Source organism: Desulfosporosinus sp. BICA1-9 (assembly GCF_000802135.1).
In genome coordinates this window covers 1-20,495 of the sequence record NZ_JUEE01000157.1, presented here as the reverse complement: position 1 = coordinate 20,495, position 20,495 = coordinate 1, and the positions used below count along the sequence as shown (strand labels likewise).

The 20,495-nt window shown below is 41.3% G+C and carries 15 protein-coding genes and 2 pseudogenes; 2 read left to right on the top strand and 15 right to left on the bottom strand.

The genetic code is table 11. From position 1 onward, the window contains the following. Positions 1 to 2,347 precede the first annotated feature (2,347 nt). The 11 genes and pseudogenes from JL57_RS20100 to JL57_RS20050 form a co-directional block, all read right to left on the bottom strand. A pseudogene (locus JL57_RS20100) lies at positions 2,348 to 2,755 on the bottom strand (flagellin); the annotation flags it as partial. 204 nt (positions 2,756 to 2,959) lie between these two features. After that, on the bottom strand, positions 2,960 to 3,151 hold the full coding sequence (locus JL57_RS20095) for a carbon storage regulator (protein WP_034143758.1): 192 nt from the start codon (positions 3,149 to 3,151) through the stop codon (positions 2,960 to 2,962). 152 nt (positions 3,152 to 3,303) lie between these two features. Further along, a complete protein-coding gene (locus tag JL57_RS20090; RefSeq protein ID WP_034143757.1) occupies positions 3,304 to 3,483 on the bottom strand; it encodes a carbon storage regulator in 180 nt (59 codons plus the stop codon). A gap of 146 nt (positions 3,484 to 3,629) precedes the next feature. Continuing rightward, complete coding sequence (locus tag JL57_RS20085; RefSeq protein ID WP_045691387.1) at positions 3,630 to 3,824, bottom strand: carbon storage regulator; 195 nt, start codon at positions 3,822 to 3,824, stop codon at positions 3,630 to 3,632. A gap of 337 nt (positions 3,825 to 4,161) precedes the next feature. Beyond that, positions 4,162 to 5,028 (bottom strand): response regulator, encoded by an 867-nt coding sequence (locus tag JL57_RS20080; RefSeq protein ID WP_034143756.1) that lies wholly within the window; start codon positions 5,026 to 5,028, stop codon positions 4,162 to 4,164. Continuing rightward, positions 5,029 to 6,945: a histidine kinase gene (locus JL57_RS20075; RefSeq protein WP_034143755.1), complete on the bottom strand. Its 1,917-nt coding sequence runs from the start codon at positions 6,943 to 6,945 to the stop codon at positions 5,029 to 5,031. Positions 6,946 to 7,299: 354 nt separating this feature from the next. Beyond that, on the bottom strand, positions 7,300 to 8,607 hold the full coding sequence (locus tag JL57_RS20070; RefSeq protein ID WP_366557060.1) for an efflux RND transporter periplasmic adaptor subunit: 1,308 nt from the start codon (positions 8,605 to 8,607) through the stop codon (positions 7,300 to 7,302). 31 nt (positions 8,608 to 8,638) lie between these two features. After that, positions 8,639 to 11,017 (bottom strand): ABC transporter permease, encoded by a 2,379-nt coding sequence (locus JL57_RS20065; RefSeq protein ID WP_034143754.1) that lies wholly within the window; start codon positions 11,015 to 11,017, stop codon positions 8,639 to 8,641. Beyond that, positions 11,011 to 11,715 (bottom strand): ABC transporter ATP-binding protein, encoded by a 705-nt coding sequence (locus JL57_RS20060; protein WP_034143753.1) that lies wholly within the window; start codon positions 11,713 to 11,715, stop codon positions 11,011 to 11,013. The genes JL57_RS20065 and JL57_RS20060 overlap by 7 nt, the downstream gene beginning before the upstream one ends. Before the next feature lie 93 nt (positions 11,716 to 11,808). Continuing rightward, positions 11,809 to 12,450 carry a TetR/AcrR family transcriptional regulator gene (locus tag JL57_RS20055; RefSeq protein WP_034143752.1) on the bottom strand — a complete coding sequence of 214 codons (642 nt, stop codon included), beginning with the start codon at positions 12,448 to 12,450 and terminating at the stop codon, positions 11,809 to 11,811. A gap of 545 nt (positions 12,451 to 12,995) precedes the next feature. Then, on the bottom strand, positions 12,996 to 13,967 hold the full coding sequence (locus tag JL57_RS20050) for an MBL fold metallo-hydrolase (protein WP_034143751.1): 972 nt from the start codon (positions 13,965 to 13,967) through the stop codon (positions 12,996 to 12,998). Between the two features lie 248 nt (positions 13,968 to 14,215). On the opposite strand from JL57_RS20050, the gene JL57_RS20045 reads away from it, so the two are divergent. Beyond that, positions 14,216 to 15,388 (top strand): PLP-dependent aminotransferase family protein, encoded by a 1,173-nt coding sequence (locus tag JL57_RS20045; RefSeq protein ID WP_045691386.1) that lies wholly within the window; start codon positions 14,216 to 14,218, stop codon positions 15,386 to 15,388. A 91-nt stretch (positions 15,389 to 15,479) separates the two neighbouring features. Continuing rightward, positions 15,480 to 17,033, top strand: a complete 1,554-nt coding sequence (locus JL57_RS20040) for a PLP-dependent aminotransferase family protein (protein WP_034143749.1) — start codon at positions 15,480 to 15,482, stop codon at positions 17,031 to 17,033. A gap of 76 nt (positions 17,034 to 17,109) precedes the next feature. On the opposite strand, the gene JL57_RS20035 is transcribed toward JL57_RS20040, so the two are convergent. From JL57_RS20035 to JL57_RS20020, 4 genes and pseudogenes are all read right to left on the bottom strand, one after another. Then, positions 17,110 to 17,796 (bottom strand): response regulator transcription factor, encoded by a 687-nt coding sequence (locus JL57_RS20035; RefSeq protein ID WP_034143748.1) that lies wholly within the window; start codon positions 17,794 to 17,796, stop codon positions 17,110 to 17,112. After that, complete coding sequence (locus JL57_RS20030) at positions 17,774 to 19,027, bottom strand: cell wall metabolism sensor histidine kinase WalK (protein ID WP_291300325.1); 1,254 nt, start codon at positions 19,025 to 19,027, stop codon at positions 17,774 to 17,776. Before JL57_RS20030 ends, JL57_RS20035 begins: the two co-directional genes overlap by 23 nt. Before the next feature lie 224 nt (positions 19,028 to 19,251). After that, positions 19,252 to 19,935 carry a hypothetical protein gene (locus JL57_RS20025; protein ID WP_034143747.1) on the bottom strand — a complete coding sequence of 228 codons (684 nt, stop codon included), beginning with the start codon at positions 19,933 to 19,935 and terminating at the stop codon, positions 19,252 to 19,254. A 193-nt stretch (positions 19,936 to 20,128) separates the two neighbouring features. Further along, positions 20,129 to 20,495 (bottom strand): annotated as a pseudogene (locus tag JL57_RS20020) (transposase); the annotation flags it as partial.

Here is a 20,495-nt window from a genome sequence, read left to right as displayed (position 1 = left end):
CTGCTGTTTTTGTTCCAGCAGCTAAGCTAATATTAGCGGTTGTCCCGTCTATTACAATTGATCCTGTATGATTGGCGTTTTTACCCTGCTCTAGTGTAGATGAGCTTAATCCTAAATCGGACGATGCACTACCTGTGGTGTTGCCGATTGTACTGTTTTCTCCAGTCAGATTATTAGTGATAACTAGATTCTGCCGAGGATCAAAGGCTGATCCGCTAGCCTCAAAAGAAGCTGTAACATTTCCTGCACCGAAAGCAGTAGTGAGTTTGCCTTGTAGGTCGGCTAGGAAATCAGTTCGATCTTGCGCAACATTAGCAAAATCATAGTCATCAGTAGCAAGAGTAATGGCTTTGGTTACGCCGCCGACGGTGATAGATAACTCGTTGTTACCAGATCCCTCATTAGCGGTTGCAAAGCTGGTGCCCACAAGCGCTTTCGCTCCGCCGCCATCTACAGTTAACGTGTCTCCGCTGTCAGCAGTGGTAAATACCATCTTGTTGTTAGCATCAAACCCAACTGTGACTGTAGCGAAATCTCCACCTTCTGCTTGAAGCTTAGCTTGTATGTCTGCTGCAAAGTCATCTGCGCCCTCAGTTACACTTGTATCATAGTTTTTTATGTCTAGAGAAACTGTCTTTTGGGTTCCGTTTAGGGTAACTGTTAACTGATTATTTTCAGTTCCTTGTATTATATCAGGAGTTGTTAATCCAAGTGATGCTGCTGCGTCACCAGAAATATCAGTTATAGTACTTGTTGTTCCCTCTGCATTATTTGTAAAAACTAGCTTATTAGTTCCATCAAAGCTTGCAGCTACATTACCAGCACCAAAAGCTGTATCTAATTTACCATTGATATCTGCTAAGAAATCAGTTTTATCTTGTGCAACTGAGAAATCATAGTTATCATTAGCTAGCGTAATTTGTTTGGTAACGCCGCCTACTGTAAGTGATAAATCATTGTTACCTGTCCCCGCTGTTCCAGCTGTGAATGTACCTCCAACAAGGGCTTTTGCACCGCCACCATCTACAGAGAATGTGTCAGTACTGTCAGCTGTTGTAAATACCATCTTGTTGTTAGCATCAAACCCAACTGTGACGTTGGCGAAATCTCCGCCTTCGGCTTGAAGCTTGGCTTGTATGTCTGCTGCAAAGTCATCTGCACTATTGTCTGCACCTGCAGCATAATCAGCTAGTTCTAGGGAAATTGTCTTTTGCGTGCCGTTTAGAGTAACTGTTAACTGATTATTTTCAGTTCCTTGTACAGAGGTAGCAGCTGTTAATCCAAGTGTTGCCGCTGCGCCACCAGAAATATTAGTTAGCGTACTTGATGTTCCTGTTGCATTATTTGTAAAAGTTAGCTTATCGTCTGCATCAAAAGTTGCAGTTACATTACCAGCACCGAAAGCCGTATCTAATTTTGCATTAAGATCTACTAAGAAATCAGTTTGATCTCCAGCTCCACCAGAGGCAGTTAGATCATATGTGGCATTTGCCAAATTAATTGTCTTAGTTGTGCCACTTACTGTTAGCGTAAGATCATCGTTAGCAGTTGCTGTTGTCGTTGTTAATGAATCTGTTGGTGCTGCAAGTAAATGTTCTGTTGCTAATCCACCACCATCAATTGACATGGTGCTACTATTCGTATCAGCTAAACCTATAGCAATTTTACCGTCAGCACCAAGGGTTACGGTGATATCATTCGGATTAGCATCTGCAGCTGCAGCTAATCGCATGGCAGTCTGTAAATCATCTGCAAATTTAGCGGCACCATTACCAGCTGATCCATCATAATCATTTGCTACTAAAGTAGCAGTGTAAGCACTTCCATTAAGTGTGAATTGCAGTTCATTATCTGTAGCTGTTACTGTTGGACCTACAAATTCTCCTGCACCACCACCAGCAACAGTATAAGCCGCAGTACCCGTTGCTACATCTCCTGAAAAGCTGTCGATCTTAGCAGCAGCATCTGTTATTGCTGTACCCGTTGCTGTTCCTTTAGTTAATTGAACAGTTGGTCCTGAATCAGCAGCAGCATGACCTGCATAAACCACATCACCAGTTTCGGTCAGGCCGCCTACTTCTGAAATATCAGCAGTTGCAAGTGCTACACTACTTGTAGCTGTAGCCTTAGTTAATTGAACATTTGGTCCTGAACCAACTGCAGCATGACTTGCATAAGCTACATCACCGGTTACTGTCTTACCACCTACAGCAGAAATACTCACGTCACTTAATCCTGTACTTGTAGCAGTAGCCTTAGTCGCGGAAGTTATGATGTCAATACTATCACCAACCAAACCACCACTCACTTTAGCGGTGACTGCACTCTGTACATTCAGTTCGCCTTTAAGCAGTTTCTTTGTGTTGAATTCGGTGGTGTTACCAATGCGGTTGATCTCAGAAGTAAGCTGATTGACTTCCTTCTGAATCTCAGTACGGTCATTCGTGGTATTAGTATCATTGCCCGCCTGAACAGCAAGCTCGCGCATCCGTTGCAGAATGCTATGGGTTTCGCTCAATGCACCTTCAGCAGTGTTGATTAATGAAATACCATCTTGACCATTACGAGCTGCCTGATCTAGACCACGGATCTGACCACGCATTTTTTCGGAGATGGCAAGACCAGCAGCATCGTCACCCGCTTTGTTAATGCGAAGACCTGAGGACAGTTTTTCCAGCGATTTGCTGGTGTTGGTCATGTTGGTACTCATCTGACGATAGGTGTTCAGTGACGCCATATTGTGGTTGATAATCATAACTATAACCTCCGTGTATTTTTTATTTATGTGAACTTCCGTGTTCACATATTTATAACAAGCCTCATGGCCACTCGGCTTATTACCAAATTAATGATTAGGAGCTATAAAAAAAGGACGATCCTTGCCTCATCTAACCCAGCGTCCTGCTGGAATGAGCAAAGGTAATCATCCTTGAAGTATTTATTAAGGTTCTTTTCAAAATTACGAGATACTTTTGTTAGTTGATCTTGGTGGTTTATTTTGCTCTTCAAATAATTCTCCACGTATAATAGGTGTGTGTTTAGGGGCATCGATTGCCAATCTCAAATCACCGAAGTCACTTTTAATGACTTTGACCATGATGTCGTCGCCAATCATCACATACTCGCCAGGCTTTCTTCCTAACACCAGCATAATTTACTCCTCCTTGATTAATTGGATTAATAAAAAAAACGAGCAAACTATCCCAAATAACTCCCCTACGTCCTGTAGGGTTTATTTGGCTATTTGCTCGTCCATGTACCTGCATTAAGTTTAGTTCATACTAGTGTGCCGTTGAAAAGACATTACTGGATATTAGTCGTGAGAGAATTCTTTTGACATTCGTATAACTCTCCCCGTGTAATACTTACGTTTTTAGGAGCATCAATGGCGAGTCTTAAATCACCTGAGTTACTCCTGACTACTTTAACCATAACATCGCCGATCATGATATATTCTCCAGGCTTTCTTCCTAACACCAACATGTTTTTTCCTCCTTGATTTTGGTGAACTAATAAATCAATAAATAAAGAAAACGAGCAAATATTCCTAATCTCCCCTACGTCCTGTAAGGATGATTTGGCTTATTTGCTCGTCCATGCAACTATATTTAGTTACTTGTTCTAGTTAGTTACTGAATGGCTTGGTGTTTATTAATCGTAAGAGAGTCATTTTGATTTTCATATAATTCTCCACGTGTAATAGTTGTGCTTAGAGGGGCATTGATTGCGAGTCTTAAATCACCGAATTCACTTTTAATGACTTTGACCATGATGTCATCGCCAATCATCACATATTCGCCAGGCTTTCTTCCTAACACTAGCACGATTGTTCCTCCTACTATATTATCGTAATATCGATGCAAAACTTAAGGGCTTTTTTAAAGATGTTTAAGATTTTTTGATGACTCCAGTTCAGAAAGTCGAATCGATACATTTTTTACTCTGAATTGATATTGCTTATAGACTTTCATTCATAGCTTCGCCTCCTATTTACTGCGTTACTCCGATCATAAAACACTCACCCTAAATGAACCCTAAATGGGAAGTGCCCTATAGGATTGATCTCTCCTATTGGGCACTTCGGTAAAACCTTATATATCCTATGTTTTTCGTACTTATTCTCGAAATCTCAACATATTTGCCTTGAAAACTTCTATCTATTTAATTCTTTTTCTTCAAATCATCCATTACCCTTGTGCACATTTCGTCAAGTTCAGCTGCTCTTGGATGGGCCCAGGCATACCCGCTCGCTTCCATATATCCCCTATGCTTTAATTGCTCAAGTAAACGTAAATCTTCCGTCCTTTTGCTCTGATAGCCCTTGATCAACTCTTCCAACTGATAGAGTTCACAGAAAACCTGCTCTGTCACAACTCGATAATTCCCACGACGGCTTTCCAATATTTGAGATATGCCTGCCTCTGCCAATCGTTTACGCAGCAGATAGGTGTTGGCATGGAAATTTGTTTGGGCTTTCTCAGAATCATAATCAGGCCATACTGCATCCGCTATCTTTTCCCAATTGACTGGTACGCCCTTTTTGTGAATTAAAAAAGCTAATAGTTCCTTGGCCTTGGAGTTTTTCCAGGCCAGCACTTCTCCGTTTAAGAAAACTTCGAAATCACCAAAGCATTGAATAATTGGTTTCCCGGGGCGCTCGACTGTCCTTTTGGTTTTCAATAATCGCTGGACAGTTTTACCCAGTCTTTCCGCTGTCAAGGGCTTCATAATATAATCCATCGCCTGTAACTCAAAAGCCTCAACTGCATATTGGTTATAGGCGGTCACGAAAACAATATCGATCGTTTCATTTATATCTAAGATCCGTTCGGATAGCTGAAGGCCATTAACACCTGGCATTTCGATATCTAAGAATACAGCATCCAAGGGATGATCTTTTAGATAGGATAATAACTGTTCTCCCGTTTCAAACAGACCACACAACTCAAGTTCCTTAACTTCCAACACTATTCTTTCGAATCGTTCTAACACATGCATCTCATCGTCGACTGCCGCAATCCGTATCAATTACTGCCTTCCCCCTTTCTGTATCACCATTCTCACGCAGGTGCCACATCCTAACTCACTGTTGATATCAAGTCCTCTGTCATACAATCTCAGGAGCCGATGGTGGATATTAAGGAGACCGACGCCTTGATCGTTTCCTTTTTCACTTAAGAGGAGCGTAAGCTTTTCCTCATTAATTCCAATCCCATCATCTTCAATCTCAATGCCTATGCCTATGCCTTCCTCTATCTGTATTACCCTGACGATAACTCTTCCTCCGCCTGGTTTTTTTGATATACCATGTCGAACGGCGTTTTCCACTAAGGGCTGGAGTATGAGTACAGGTAACTGATAATCTAAAGGTATTTCAATCTCTGTAAGCAGCTGTATCTTTTGACCAAAGCGTGCTTGTTCAATGCTAAAATACGTGTTGATAAATTCCAGTTCTTTGTCTAGCGTTACCATTTTATCCAGATGATTAAATTCCAGACTTCCTCTTAAATAGATTGCTAAGTCTACAATGAGCTTGCCAGCCTTTTTCCCATCCTTTTCGCAGACATTGGCAATAGCATTCAGGGCATTGTAGAGAAAATGCGGCTTAATCTGGGCTTGTAAAAAGGACATTTCGCTTGCCATTATTTTGTCCTTGAGTCTGTCTGCCTCAACTAACTTTTCATTGAACAAAATGAGCTTTTTATGGGTATGGGCCTGTTGTTTGGCTTGAACAAAAGACATAGCTAATATAACTACGAAATTTCCATATAAAAACACATAGGAACTATTAATTCCACCCATCCCTTTGTAGTGAAGGATATCTGTGAGGATCGCTAAAACGAAAACGTAGATAGCAATAAACATTAAGATCGCATTGTCCCTTTTATAGAGCACGGCTTTTATTAGGACGCCCATGATGTAAATCATTTGCAGCAGAATCAGTACGTATAAATACTTAGTGAATGTAGACATAAATTCAGGGGGGGTTAGGAACAATATATTAAAAAATACGGAAGGTAGTAAAACTAAACCAGCTATCGTTTTTTTATAGTCCAAAGGATAAATACTTAGGACAAATAAGTTCATAATCGGCAATAAATTATAAGCTGTCAAATAATTAATATATGCCCCGACCTCGAATGGCATATTAGGAAAGAAGATCACAACAGGGACTTCGCCCCAAATTAAGGAACGCAAGGCTGTGATAAAACAAAGTATGCTAAAGAACAGGGCAGTCTTATTTTTGGTTTGCAAGAGAAAGAGTAAGAAATAATAAATACCGAATATAAAAACACTGCCCATAAAGAAGAGCTGCTGCGCTAAGAAGATCATCTTTTGCCGCTCTAATACTTGTTTTGATCCAAAGACTGGACCTTCGCGAAGTCCTCCTCTGGCATAATTGAGATTGCCAACCTGAAAAACCAATTCAAGCTCTAGCGTATCCTTTGGCAAATTTAAAATGAGCGATTCCTCGCCTTCTTTGAAATCTGAAGGTTTGTCGGATACCTTTCCAACTTCAGCTATAAGCTGTCCATTGACATAGAACTTATAGGCATTAGCAACATTTCGGATGCGTAGAGCTGGGTCATTAAGTGTCGATGGATAGGATAGGCACATACGATAGGTGGCAACCCCACGTTGTGGATAAACCTTGGTTCCTGCTTTTCTATCATCCCAAGTGCCTGGCACTTTCATAAGCGAATCCATTTGTGGAGGTTGCTCAGCAATAAAATCCTCCGGCGTCAATAATTGATCCCAATAGAATTCCCAGTGACCATTTAATTGCACTGATTTATTCTGCTTAAAATCAACCCTCGACAAATCCACCTTGCCGTCAACAACGCGCCCTGAACCAAATGAATACATCATGCCAAGGGCAAAAAGCATAAAAGCAATTAATACTATGATGAATCCTATTCTCCAATTCAATTTAGTGCTTTTCATAACTCTTTAGGATAAACCTTCATATAAAGTCCTGCTTTCTCTTTTTATACTTCCATTCTACGCTATTCTTCTCCAAATATCGAGGTCTTTCTCCTTCAAAGTCAAGGGGGAGTTCGAGTTTGAAAAATAAATAAACCCTTCGTCTCATATTTAAGACGAAGGGTTAGTTTCGCGGTACCACCCAAGTTGACAACTAACTAATAACTGTCTTCTCTGCAGATACGGGAATAATCGTGGTTCGTAGTTCGTGGTTCGATGTTCGTGGTTTGACCCAAAAAAACTACTTTTGGTTCGAACTAGGCGCATCGAACTTCGAACAAGTCTACTGCCACTGGTGTTTGCTACAAGTTATTCTTACAGCATTTCTTTAAGGCGTTTACCTTCCTTAAGTTCCTTTAAGCTAGGGTCTTGTAAAATAAGATCCCCTTCTACTAATCCTTGCTCAATCATCACCTGACTGTCATTTTCCAGACCTTTCTTCACAGGCTGGATCTTAGCCTTGCCCTCCCGAATCATCCAGACAGCATCCCCTTCTTGATAGGGAAAAAGGGCTGTTTTCGGGATCATTAGTTGAGCAGGAATTTCCACAGTGGTAAATTTAACATCCACATTACTGCCCAGAACGACGTTGGGAGAGGGTTTAGCGAGTTGAATCGTGATTTTTACGCGGTTCTCCTTAAGTCCAAGGGGAGAAATTCTCTCCACGGCTGAGATATCTACGGCACTAACCGTACCCTCAAAGGATTTATGAACTGTGCTGGTCGCTTGGGTCACTTGGACCGGGCTCCCAACTTTGATATCAAGGGCATCACTAGCTAGGACAAAACTCTCTAATTTATAACCCTCGTTTGTGAACACGGTCATGATCTGCTCGCCTTGAGGGATTAGGTTGCCTTCTTTAAGAGTGAGGTCTTTGATGATTCCGTCTTGCTGGGCAACCACTACGGCTTTGCTAATCTTATCTTCCAATGGGTCAATTTGCGCTTGAAGAGCTTTCTTTTGATTACTATAATATAGTTCAGTCCCCTGAGAAGTCTGATGTTGCTCATAGATTAATTGTAAGCCTAATTTCTGCTGTTCTAAAAGGTTTTTCGCTTTCTCGAAGCTTCTCTCAGCTTCTTCATATTGTACTCGAGCAATGGAGCCACTATCATAGAGGGCCTTCATTCGAGTCAAGTTTAGTTCTTCTGTCTGAGCATCCTTTTCCGCTAGTTGTATGAGTAAGGTTTGCTGGGCGATTTGCGCCGTTTTGGGACTTTGATAATTCTGTAGGCGTTGTCCTTCCAGACTTTGTAATTGTGCTTTTAGTCCTTCCAACTGGTAGTTTAAGTCGCTAGTACTCATTTCTAAGAGTACGTCTCCCTTTTTAACGCTATCTCCATTTTGAACCTTGAGGGATTGCAGTTTCCCTTCAACAGAGTTGAAGATCGGCCACTCTTGAGCAGCCATTACTTCCCCTTCCTCTGTAAAACCTTTGCTAAAGTCTTTGGGCTGCAGAGTAAGAACGTTCACAGGTAGGGGCATGGCATTTGAGATCGTAACAGCAATCAGAATCAGGAGTGCCAGCCCTCCCATAAGAACGAACTTGCGTTGTTTGAGCTTAGGCAGTTTAAACGTTTTTGGGGTTAGCTTAAATTTTGTTTTTTCTATGGCCACTTTCATCACCCTCTCATAGACTTTTCCATTGTCACTCTTAATCTCGTGTTGCAAGAATCTCAACATAGGGAAGTGACTTTATTTTGTAGTAAGCCCTGCTTTGTGCCACCAGAACAGAAAAAGCGGTTCCTGCAGCCGCTCCCAGTAAAGCCATTGGCGGAAGGTCTGCCGGTAGAGAGTACATATCATTGCTCATAGACCCCGCCATACTAATACTTAATCCATAGGCCAAGGGAATTCCAAGCAGGATTCCAAAAATATATAAGGTCCATTGTTCTGAGGTAATCACCCGTAATACTTCTCTGGGTGTCATTCCTAATACTCGGAGGGATGCCAATTCTCGTTTCCGTTCAGAAAGTGAAATAATACTAGCATTATAGATAAGGGCAAATCCGCAAATTCCACCGAGAATGGCGATTATCCAAACCGTAAAACCGAAGGATTCCATCATTTTACTAATCTTTTCCCCCGTATCCTTGAGAGATTCGATCGAAGCGACATTACTGGCATTTCGGTACTTACTCTTCATGGTTCCAACTTCAGAAGGGTCCATCTCAATCAGCATTGAGGTACTGATTTCTCCTTGCCTTAAGAAGCGATGCAATTCTGTATCCTTCATAAAAGCATTAAGCCCTACATACTGAGGAACTACTCCCTTGACTAACAGCATCTCACCCTTCTGCCCAATAGTTTCTCTCCTCAAGGGACTTTCGACATATATTTCGTCTCCTGCTTTGACATTTAGAGATTTAGCTAAATGTTCAGATAGCAAAACCCCATGATCAGGAACCTCCACCTTTTGCCCTTTTTTATCGAGAATATTATAAAGTGTGGTTTCTTGAGTAAGACCCATCAGCGCGACGTCTTTCTTTAACCAACCGTTTCTCAAAGAAGCGGGTACTTCTAATAAGGGTTCAACTTTAGTTACCCCAGGTTCATGCGCGACGGCAAATTTTGTAGCTCCTGTGGGGGAAGGCTGGCTTAACGACAATTTGACATCAAAGGTTTGAACTTTTTCTAACTGGACCGTCGTCAATATATCAGTCATGTTCTGCATCGACCAAGAAACTGTCATCAAGCTAAAGACTACCGCAATCCCAAGGACGTTAAAGAGACTCCTCATAGGGGTGCGAAACACATCTCGAATACCCATCTGGGCTTGTGACGAAAGGTTTTGCCAAAACCAGGTGAATTTTTCGATCAAGGTTTTAGACGCGGTCCCTGGAGCCGGGGGCCTCATGGCTTCGGCTGGTTCTAAACGCAAAACATCGAGACTGCCTTTGATCCCACTTAGAACGCTAAAGACGAGTGCTAATGCAAGGCTAATAAAGAGGTATTTAATAGAGAATTCGCTTTTAAGACCCGGCAAATCAAAGAATGCCTTGTACATCGTTGTTAAGGGAAAGGAAAGAGCCACCCCAGCTAATCCTCCCAATAATCCCCCTGTCGTGCCTATGACGACGGGATAGGTCAGATAATGCAAGACAATCTCTCGACCCGAAAAGCCAAAGGCCTTCAGGGTACCGATGATCCCTCGTTGCAGCTCGATGAGGCGCCGCAACATAGTATACAAAATTATGGCAGCCACTCCCAAAAACACTACAGGCAGAGTTTTGGACATGGTTCGGATTTGTTTAATCTCACTGGTCATAATGGTGTGGCTCGTTTGATCTTTACGAGGGATAATACTCCGAACTCCATAGGGTTTTAACATGGCTTGAAGACTGTCCTTAACTGAATCAAAACTAACACCCTCCTTGAGGGTTATCACCAGATCATTAACTTGACCTTTTTCCTTAACGAGTGCTTTGAGCGTGCTAAAGGAAACGTACGCCATGCCAAATTCTTCTGGGGATGGGTAAAGGTCTTGGGCATTTCTCATAATGTAAATAAACTCTGGGCTTTGCGCAGTTCCAGTAATCATCAAAGGCACTTGATTGCCATCAAGATTCACATTGATGGTATCCCCTAAGGACAAATGATTAGCGGCCAAAAATTTGGGGTCCACGAGAATTTCGGGTTGGTTTTCTCTCGGTAGCTGCCCCGTTGTGAGATGAATTTGGTTGATTTGTGGGGTATTCGGAGGATTAAGGGTGAGGATTTTTAAATAACGATTAGAGTCTTTCTGTTGATCAATAATGCGCACCTCTTTGGTAATTCGGCCGGCTGCTTGATCAATTCCAGGTATGAACGACAATGAGTTCACTTTGTTTTCGGGATAACCTGTTACGCTGATAAATCCGTCCGCAAAGTTTGTTTCAGTATAATACTCCTGCAAGGTCTTATCCATGCTCTCCACGGCAATCGACATAGAAGTATAAATGAGCAAACCTAGGGCGATGACCATAATACAGGCAAAATAGACCCCTTTATTCTCTTTGATATCTCTCCATGTCTTTCTTCTGAGCATCACCATGATATATCCTCAGGACAAAGTGGATGTTCATTAACTTTAACATCCTCGAGCAGCCCATCTTTTAAATAAAAAACCCGGTTCGCCATTTTGGCGATTTCAACATTATGGGTAATGATCATCACCGTCTTATGGTATTCACGGTTTAACTTCTGTAATGCTTTTAATACTTGAATCCCAGTTTGAATATCTAAGGCACCCGTCGGTTCATCACAGAGCAATAGCTCCGGGTTTTTGACAATGGCCCGAGCAATAGCAACCCTTTGCTGCTGGCCTCCTGAGAGCTGGGATGGGAAATGGTCCGCCCAAGCATCAAGACCTACTTCACGTAAGATATCCGAGACGGAGAGTGGATTTTGAGCGATTTCTACTGCTAACCTTACATTTTCATAAGTTGTGAGATTTGGCATTAAGTTATAGTTTTGAAAGACGAAGCCTACTTCATTGCGTCGATAAAAAGTAAGTTCTTGGTCATCGATCTCATGAAGGGGTTGCCCCTTGTAATAAAGCTCACCTGTTGTCGCCTGGGTCATTCCACCGATAATATTCAGCAACGTGGTCTTGCCAGAGCCGCTTTGACCCAATACGACAATGAATTCTCCATAGAAGATTTGAAAGTTGATCCCCTTTAAGACTTCAATTTCTACTTCGCCAGTCCGATAAAGCTTGCGGAGATCTTTTCCTTCCATAAGCACATCCATTACGTCTCACCTCCCAGAAAATGTATACTATCTTGCTCTACGTATTTTTGGTACCTAGCTTTTGGATTTAGTTATTTAATATAGTTATTGAATTTAGTTCTTCAATTCTAAATCATACATCCCATACTTTAAAATTTCTAAATACTCCATGTACTCCGCCATGATTTTATCGTAATTCTCGAACAAATCTTGTTCCTTACCTTTATAATCCTTGAGATATTTTTCTCCAAGTGCCCCTAAAAAGAGCATGATTATTTCGATTGCCTTAGATGCTTCCACTCCACTACGAAACCTTGAATAATCAATATCCTTAAAAAACATCGGCATAGATTCCTTTGAGGCTTGAACGTATTTCTGTTCAATTTCCGTTCGCATGTCCTGAGGAGAATTCATAAGTCCTTCCACGAATAACTTTACAATATATGGATATTCATGAGCTATTTTAAGCTTAATCACTCCCAGTTCACTCAATCTTTGAAAGATATCCCTCGTCTCAGTTAAGGGGTATTTGTCAAACTCAGCAAGCATTTTCTGAATACAGTAATCGACAATATACAAAAATAAACGTCGCTTATTCTTAAAGTAATGAAACAGAATTCCTTTAGAAATTGCAGCTTCCTTAATAATTGAGTTCGTTGAGGCCTTATCATATCCTTTATCGGCAAATTCTTGGATACAGGCCTTTAAAATTGTTTGCTTTTTATCTTCATGTAGATTTTCAAAATTACGGTACAATGTTATCGCTCCTTGTAAAACTCCTTTTACCAACCGCTTATGATCAACGATGATAGGATTATACGCCCCTTTTGACCAAGTGGTCAATATGATTGGCTAGAATTTTTTTCTCTTATGCTAACAATAGCCGATTGGAATATATCGTTCTTTTGTTACATAAGCTCTTTGTCATTAAATTTGAACTTAATTGTGTTGCTTGGTCTATAAATAGAATGCTTGGTAACTCAAACTCCTAAAGTCTAATGAAGGCAAAGGCTGGGGTAACATGATTGTCGCATAGTAAAATCGGATAAATCTTCCTCCTCACTTTTGGTGCTAAGCTAAGAATTTTGTTATAACAATATATTATGGGAACTCAAATACGCCGGCTAAAGACACCTTTATGTGGAAATAACTAAATCTCAAAGTCCCTTTTTTGATTTAATCAGATACTCGGAAAGGCATAGTTTGCCATGCCAACAATAGACAAGATAATACATAAGCCCTTCATGTCCGTGAATGAACATGAAGGGCATTTCTAACCATTCTCTGTGTGAAAAAAACAATTATACACTAAGGCAATAATTATCGATTCCTGCCTTAGTGAAAACCTTTAATTCACCTTTATAGGTCAAATACACGAGGTGAGCCAAGGTTTCCGCCATGGCGAAACGCAGCTCATGAAAGCTGAGATCCTGTCTAAAAACCTGTTGGCAGACTTGATAAGCTGTCGCACCACTGCCAGTACAGTCTTTCATTTCTTGCAAGCGCGCTTTGTGATGAGCCTCTAATTGACTGATTCTTTCTTCAACCGTGGAGAACGGCTTGCCGTGAGCGGGCAAAACTAATTTACAATTCAAGCTCCGGATACTGTCGATGGCCAGCAGAAAGTTTTCCAAGGGGTTAGGATCAGCGCCGGTTTGGGGCCACAAACTAATATTGGACGAAATTTCAGGCAAGAGGTGATCCCCTGATAAGAGTACCCCTTGTTCTACATTGTAAAAGCAGATATGTCCATCCGTATGCCCTGGTGTCAAGATGACTTGGTATTCGAAATCCCCTATTGTCACCGCCTGGCCTGCCTTTAAGGTTGTCAGCTCTGCATGTGGAGATGTATAACGAATCAGGTTATCAACGGAACCGATGGTCTCTTTGACGATCTTATTAGGCATGCCATTATCCCTAAACAAGGTGTCCAGCGCATCGAGAATAGCGTATTTACCTTTCCAGTAGCGTTCTATCCGATCGGCATCAATTTCCCCAATATAGACTGGAGCACCTGAGTAATTCTGAAGCCACCCCGCACATCCATAATGGTCCGGGTGAAAATGAGTTAGATAGATTCCTTTAATATCTGAAGGCTTAATAGCATGTTCTTCAAAAAACTGCATCCACCCTTCAACTGTAGCCTCCCGGCTGAGACCCGCATCGATGAGCCACCAACCAAGGGTTCCTTTTACTGCATGACAGTTCACATGATTTAGTCTAAATGGCAAGGGTAATTTCACTTTATAAATCCCTAGTGGTTCAAAAATCATCAGCGTCACTTTCTTTCTTTGCTTTCTTACAATAACCGAAAAGTCTAACTACTTATTTCTCCATGCTGCTTCAAATACCTTCCATTTTTACGACTGCCCCTGATAAAATTCGGGTTAATCTACCTAACATCGACTAACTCGTGGCAGCACTGAATATTGGATGCTATATACAATCATCCAATTGGATGTTTTCAAGTGCCAATCTCGCCCCTATAATAAGTTTAAAACTCGATAGGGGGAACATGGTTATGCAACATACCTATGCCAAAAGGGTAACCCACATGGAAAATTCAGCGATTCGTGAACTTCTAAAACTTGCTGAACAACCGCATATCATTTCTTTTGCTGGTGGTCTTCCAGCCCCAGAGTTATTTCCACTCTCCGAAATCAGGGAGTCTTATGCTCAAGTTCTTGGAGCAGGCGACCCTTCTGTCCTCCAATACGGAACTACCGAAGGATATTTACCCTTACGTGAGGAGATATCCGACCAAATGCGCTCTAAGGGGATCCCCTCTGAAGCAGACAACATTTTTCTTACCAACGGCTCACAACAAGGATTGGATCTCATTGCCAAGCTCTTTCTTGATCCTGGGGATGTAGTGCTCCTTCAAAACCCGAGTTATCTTGGAGCCATCCAAACCTTTCGCAGTTACCAGGCCAATTTTGCGACCATTCCTACAAATGCGGCAGGAATTGATGACATCGCTCTCGAAGTATCTATAAAACTGAACCGTCCCAAGCTCATTTACCTTGCTCCCACTTATCAGAATCCTACCGGTACCACCCTTACTATCGAAGAACGAAAGGCGGTTCTCCGCGTAGCGAGTAAGTACGGGGTTCCTATAATAGAGGATGATCCCTACGGTGAACTCCGCTATGAAGGTTCTGCCTTACCAGCTATCAGGTCTTTCTCCACCGAGGACGAGGTGATTTACCTTGGTACCTTTTCTAAAACACTAGCCCCCGGACTTCGACTCGGTTGGATCGTTGCCGGAAAGAGCCTGATAGCCAAACTCGTGGTAGCAAAACAAGGAACTGATTTGCACACCAGCACTCTCTTACAAAGGGCTACCCACTACTACCTAAACCATTTTGACGCCAATCAACACATCGAAACGATTCGTCAAGCCTATAAAGTACGCAGAGATCTTATGCTCAGTGAACTCCAGGAGAACTTCTCCAATCAAGCCATCTGGACCAAGCCAACCGGAGGTATGTTTATTTGGCTAACCCTACCAGAAAAATATGACACGGTTAACCTCCTGCCCTCTGTCCTGACGGGTAATGTAGCCTATGTTCCGGGAGCGCATTTTTTTACGGACGAAGGAAGCTGCAGTAGCATGAGATTAAATTTTTCCAACCCTACACCGCTGCAAATACAACAGGGAATTAAACTCTTGGCAACTATACTGACACTTTAAAGGGGATACGAAGTCCGAATATCAAAACTTCGAACATCAGGCCTCGACATCGAGTTTCGCACTTCACCACCGAATTGAGGGAAAACGCATCATGAAACTGCACATAGACCGTTCCGGTAAGACGCCGCTTTACTTACAGATCAGGAGCCAGATTCGTCAACTCATCCTAGCTAATGATCTTCCTCCCGGTTTCCGCCTCCCGCCTGAGCGAAAGCTGGCAACCACCTTAGGCGTCAATCGCAGCACCGTGGTCAATGCCTACCATGAACTGGTAGCCGATGGATTGATTCAGCCACACGTTGGCAAAGGGACCATCGTAAGCCCCCCTCAGCCAGTAGGCCCTTCTCATGACCGTTTTACAAATGCCAACGATTCTGAGGCACTGGGTGCGCCTGTACAGCCGATATCTTGGCAAAATTTTTATACCAGACAGTCAGAGCGCCTGCATAATCCCGTCTTGGCGTCAATATTGGATGAGATTGGTGAAGAGGATCAGATTTCTTTCGCCTTGGGATCCCCAGCAGGTGAATACTATCCGCTTCAGGAATTTAGTCAAATAAGCCAGGAGGTCATGCGCCCCGGCAATTGGCAAGCCTTCGAATACGGACCTACCATTGGTCATTATCCCCTGCGCCAATATATAGCGGATTGGCTTAGTCAGAGAGGCATACGCACTCAAGCCCAGACTATTTTAATAACCTCCGGTTCTCAACAGGGGCTTGATCTTCTAACTAAGGTTTTCTTGGAGCCAGGAGATTACATCGTCATGGAGGAACCTTCTTTCCTTGGAGCTATTGGTGTTTTTAAGGCATCAGGCGCCCATATCCTTACTGTACCGTTAGATCAGGAAGGTTTAAGAATAGATGTCTTAGAACAAATCTTAGCACGACATAGGCCTAAATTCATCTACACCCTTCCGACATTCCAGAATCCTTCCGGGATAACCACGAGTCTGGCACGACGGCAACAGCTTCTTAAATTGGCCTATCAATACCATGTACCGATCGTGGAAGATGATCCCTATAGCGAACTGTTTTACGGAAATCAGCCCTTCCCTTCTCTTAAGTCCTTAGATGAGTATGGACATGTTATCTATCTGGGAACGTTCTCCAAAATACTATTTCCTGGACTTCGCCTCGGCTGGTGTGTGGCACCTACCCCAGTACTAGAGCAATTATCCCTTGCCAAACAGCACGTTGACCTCCATACCAGCACGACCGCTCAGTGGGTTATGACAGAATTTTGTAAACGAGGACTGCTGGACGAACACCTTCTAATCGTTAGAAAACAATATAAGTGTCAACGCGATGCCATGGTGTACGCTTTAAAGGAGTTTGCGCCTCAGGGCTTATCCTGGACAGTCCCGGAAGGTGGTTATTACTTGTGGTGTGAACTGCCGCCTGGCATGAAAGCCGCAGCGCTGCTCACCAAAGCAGCAGAAAAGAAAGTGACGTTTGTCCCAGGGAATGCCTTTTATGTTAACTCCGGAGGGAAAGACCGGATTAGACTTTGTTTCTGTCGTCATTCGGAAACAACGATTCGAGAAGGGATTTACCGCCTCTGCGAGGCTATTACGGAGATGTTAAATCAATCTCAAACTAAAGGTACGACTAACCGGCCTCGTTTTACCGAACCTTTGGTGTAAACGTAAAAGTATCTCGCGGTTCAAAATGAACTGCGCCCCCTTTTATCCATTTACCACTTGTTGCCGCCGTAAAGTGTCAAGAATTAAATCTATATCCCGTTCCCCATAAAGTTTCGATAAATTCCGGATTTGAAGGGTCTCTTTCGATCTTTTTTCTTATCTTTTGTACATGAACAGGTACGGTTGCACTATCTCCAAAGTATTCATTCCCCCATATAGTCTCGAAAATATGTTCTTTACTAAAAACAATATTTGGATTTGTGGCAAAAAACACTAGCAATCCATATTCTGTTGTCGTCATTTGAACTTCTTTCCCATTAACAAAGACTTTATGGGATGCTGTATTTATCTCCAATCCTCTGTGGTTTATTATTTCAGAAGCTACTGTTTTGCCTTTCAGACGTTCATATCTTGTAATATGAGATTTAACCCTTGCCACCAACTCCGCAGGGCTAAATGGTTTTGTTAAATAATCATCAGCTCCATAACCAAGTCCTCTAATTTTATCGATATCCTCATTTTTAGCAGACACGATGAGCACAGGAATCTCAAATTTATCGCGAACTTCTTTGGTGATTTGATATCCATCTTTACCTGGCAACATTAAATCCACAATGATAACATTATATTGGCCCGTCAAGGCCATCCTCAGACCCTGTGCTCCATCTTGTACAATATCCACTTCATATCCATTTAATTGAAGATAATCTCGTTCTAGTTCAGCAATATTTTGATCATCTTCAATAATTAAAATCCGTTTCATACCTACCTCTTTCCAAATCATTTTTGATAAGAATTGGGAGCCGTATTGTAAAACAAGCGCCCTCTCTTTCCAGACTTAATACAGTAATTGATCCTCCATGGGCTTGCACAAGTTCCTTAGCAATGGCAAGTCCAAGGCCAGTACTCATTAAGTCTTTTGTACGCTCGTTATCAATTCTGTAAAATCTATTGAAAATATTAGGAAGTTTGTCTTCAGGAATTCCCGGTCCATTATCTTCGATATTAATACCTATAAAATCGTCTTGTCTATCCAGTTCTATCTTGATGGTTAAATCCTGATTAGATCCATATTTAACAGCATTTCCAATAATATTCCTAAAAGCCTGATATAATCTTTTCCTATCAATATTAATCAGGCAATCACCTTCCATCTTATTCAGATAATAAAAATTACACTGCTTTTCTTCAAGTTCAAACTTAAATTCTTCCATCAAATCATCCATAAAAGCTCTTACTTGTACATTTTCAAACTGAAAATCCAGTTTTTGCAGATCCAACTTAGAAAACAAAAAGAGATCATCGATCAATTTATCCATATAAACTGTATTTTGATAGATCGTTTTAAGGTACATCGTCCGTTTTTCCGGTGATATAACGACCCCGTCCAAAATCGCTTCAATATACCCTTGAACTGTTGAGATAGGTGTCTTAAGATCATGTGAAATATTAGCAACGAGCATCTTTCTATTTTCTTCATACTCGGACTTCACTTTCTCACTTGCTTGTAACTTTTGGGCCATTTCATTAAAAGAATCCACTAAAAGCCCAATGAATCCGAGATCATTCATTACGTCGCTCTCCACTTTAACATTATAATTCCCTTTAGAAATCTCTTCCACTCCATCTTTAAGCTTATGAATGGGTTTAAATACCCTCTTCTCTAAACGCCAGAGAAAAGAAAACTGCAAGATTTCTTTAATAATTATAAATACTGCAAAAAAAATACTAATTGACTTAATACCTACCCATTTAAATAGTAAGTATAGAATGATTAAGTTAAATACGATGCTAACTGGACGTAAAAAACGAAGAGACTTATGAAACTGATTGAATTCCCGATGTTTTCTCTGAAATTCCTGATGACAACATAATTCACGTTGCTGCTCATGGAATTCCAGTTGTTTTCTGCGGAATTCCCGATGACCGCTATGGTGAACGTTCTTTCCTTTTTTTAATTTTCTCATAAGACGTTTTATCATTCTCTTCAACACATAAGTTCACCCATCGATGCTTCCTTCTAATTTTAAACACTACAGTACCAATTTAGTTTTGCTTTAATCAAGTTAATCAAAACTAATCAGAGTGACTATAACCATTGTTCCTTAACCTTCATTGAAGCTTATCGTATTCATTATATCTATTAAAGGACGCAAAACAAATCATTGTTTTGCGTCCTCGGTTTAAAGGAGGAAAATTCTTTTCTGACTTGGTTTAGTTAAGTTAGACGCAATTCTGCCAATAGACTCATATCATGGTTTTCATTAAGTTCATTGACTTGCTTTCCATCAACGGTCACCACAAGCTTTTCTACTTCTCTAGTCTTTTTGATCCAAACCTTAACCTCGATCTTTGGATCTTTCAAGGCACAGAACTCCTTTATACAGCCGTGATGTTGATGATGCTCGGACATTTTTCCCTGACTACATCTTTCCTGGAAGGTTTTTTTAATGTCATCCGGAATATCATTTAGGCTTAAGGATAAAAAGACGGACTTATCCTCTTTCTCATCAACCTTAATTTGATTAAAAATACTTAGTACAAACGCCAGTTTCGTTAATTTCCCTTTAAACCCTCCACATTTTAAATCCCCATTGTTTTGACCATTATCGTGGTGGGTATGATGCATATGTTTCATAAAGCCATGATGCCTATGCCCAGCGCAGCAGTCCTGCATTGTAAACTCGGTTTGGCTTTCATGTTTCACTTTCTTGCCATCACAATCCAGTTCTGTACTAATCTTGACTTTGGTCTCACCGCTGGAAAGATTCTTTTCAAATTCATTCGTAAAGCTTACTAATTGTAGTTGATCTTTCTTGGCTTCCGCTTGAAAAATACCACTAATAACCTCCTTCTCTTTCAATATGGAAATCACATCGTACATAAGTTTCAGTTTACTCATCTAAACGACCTCCCTGTTTTTTGCTACAAATTGATTATAGCGGGAGGTTTTAAACTCGTTTTAAAGCAATTATAAAAATTTTATAAAAAGATTCTAAAGTTCTATCCCGAGTTTGGCGACATTTTTTTCCAGACCCAGGCGTAGCAAGGCTTTAGACCATGCGTAAGAAAGCGTTTTGTCACTACAACATGTTTTACAGTAAGAAATTATTGAACTGGTTAATCACTTTCGGCTTCATCATTTTTTCACAACTAAATAATTTGACCAATTTTTCCTGCTGGTCAGTCATCTCTGTAATAGTTAATGAACGTTGAGAAGAATTTTTTAACCCAACCTGATTTAATCGACAGCTACTCACTTGTCGCAGCAGTTCTTCAGACGACTGTGTGATTTCCGCTTTCCTGAGCATCATCTCGATTGAGTTTATCAGCAAGTAAGCTAAGATGCAGATGGTCACATGGGCTTTCACTCGCTCTGGCCGTGTCAAATAGATGGGACGTAATGCAAGTTGTGATTTCATCTCTCGAAAAGCTTCTTCAATCTTGTTTTTCTCTCGATAC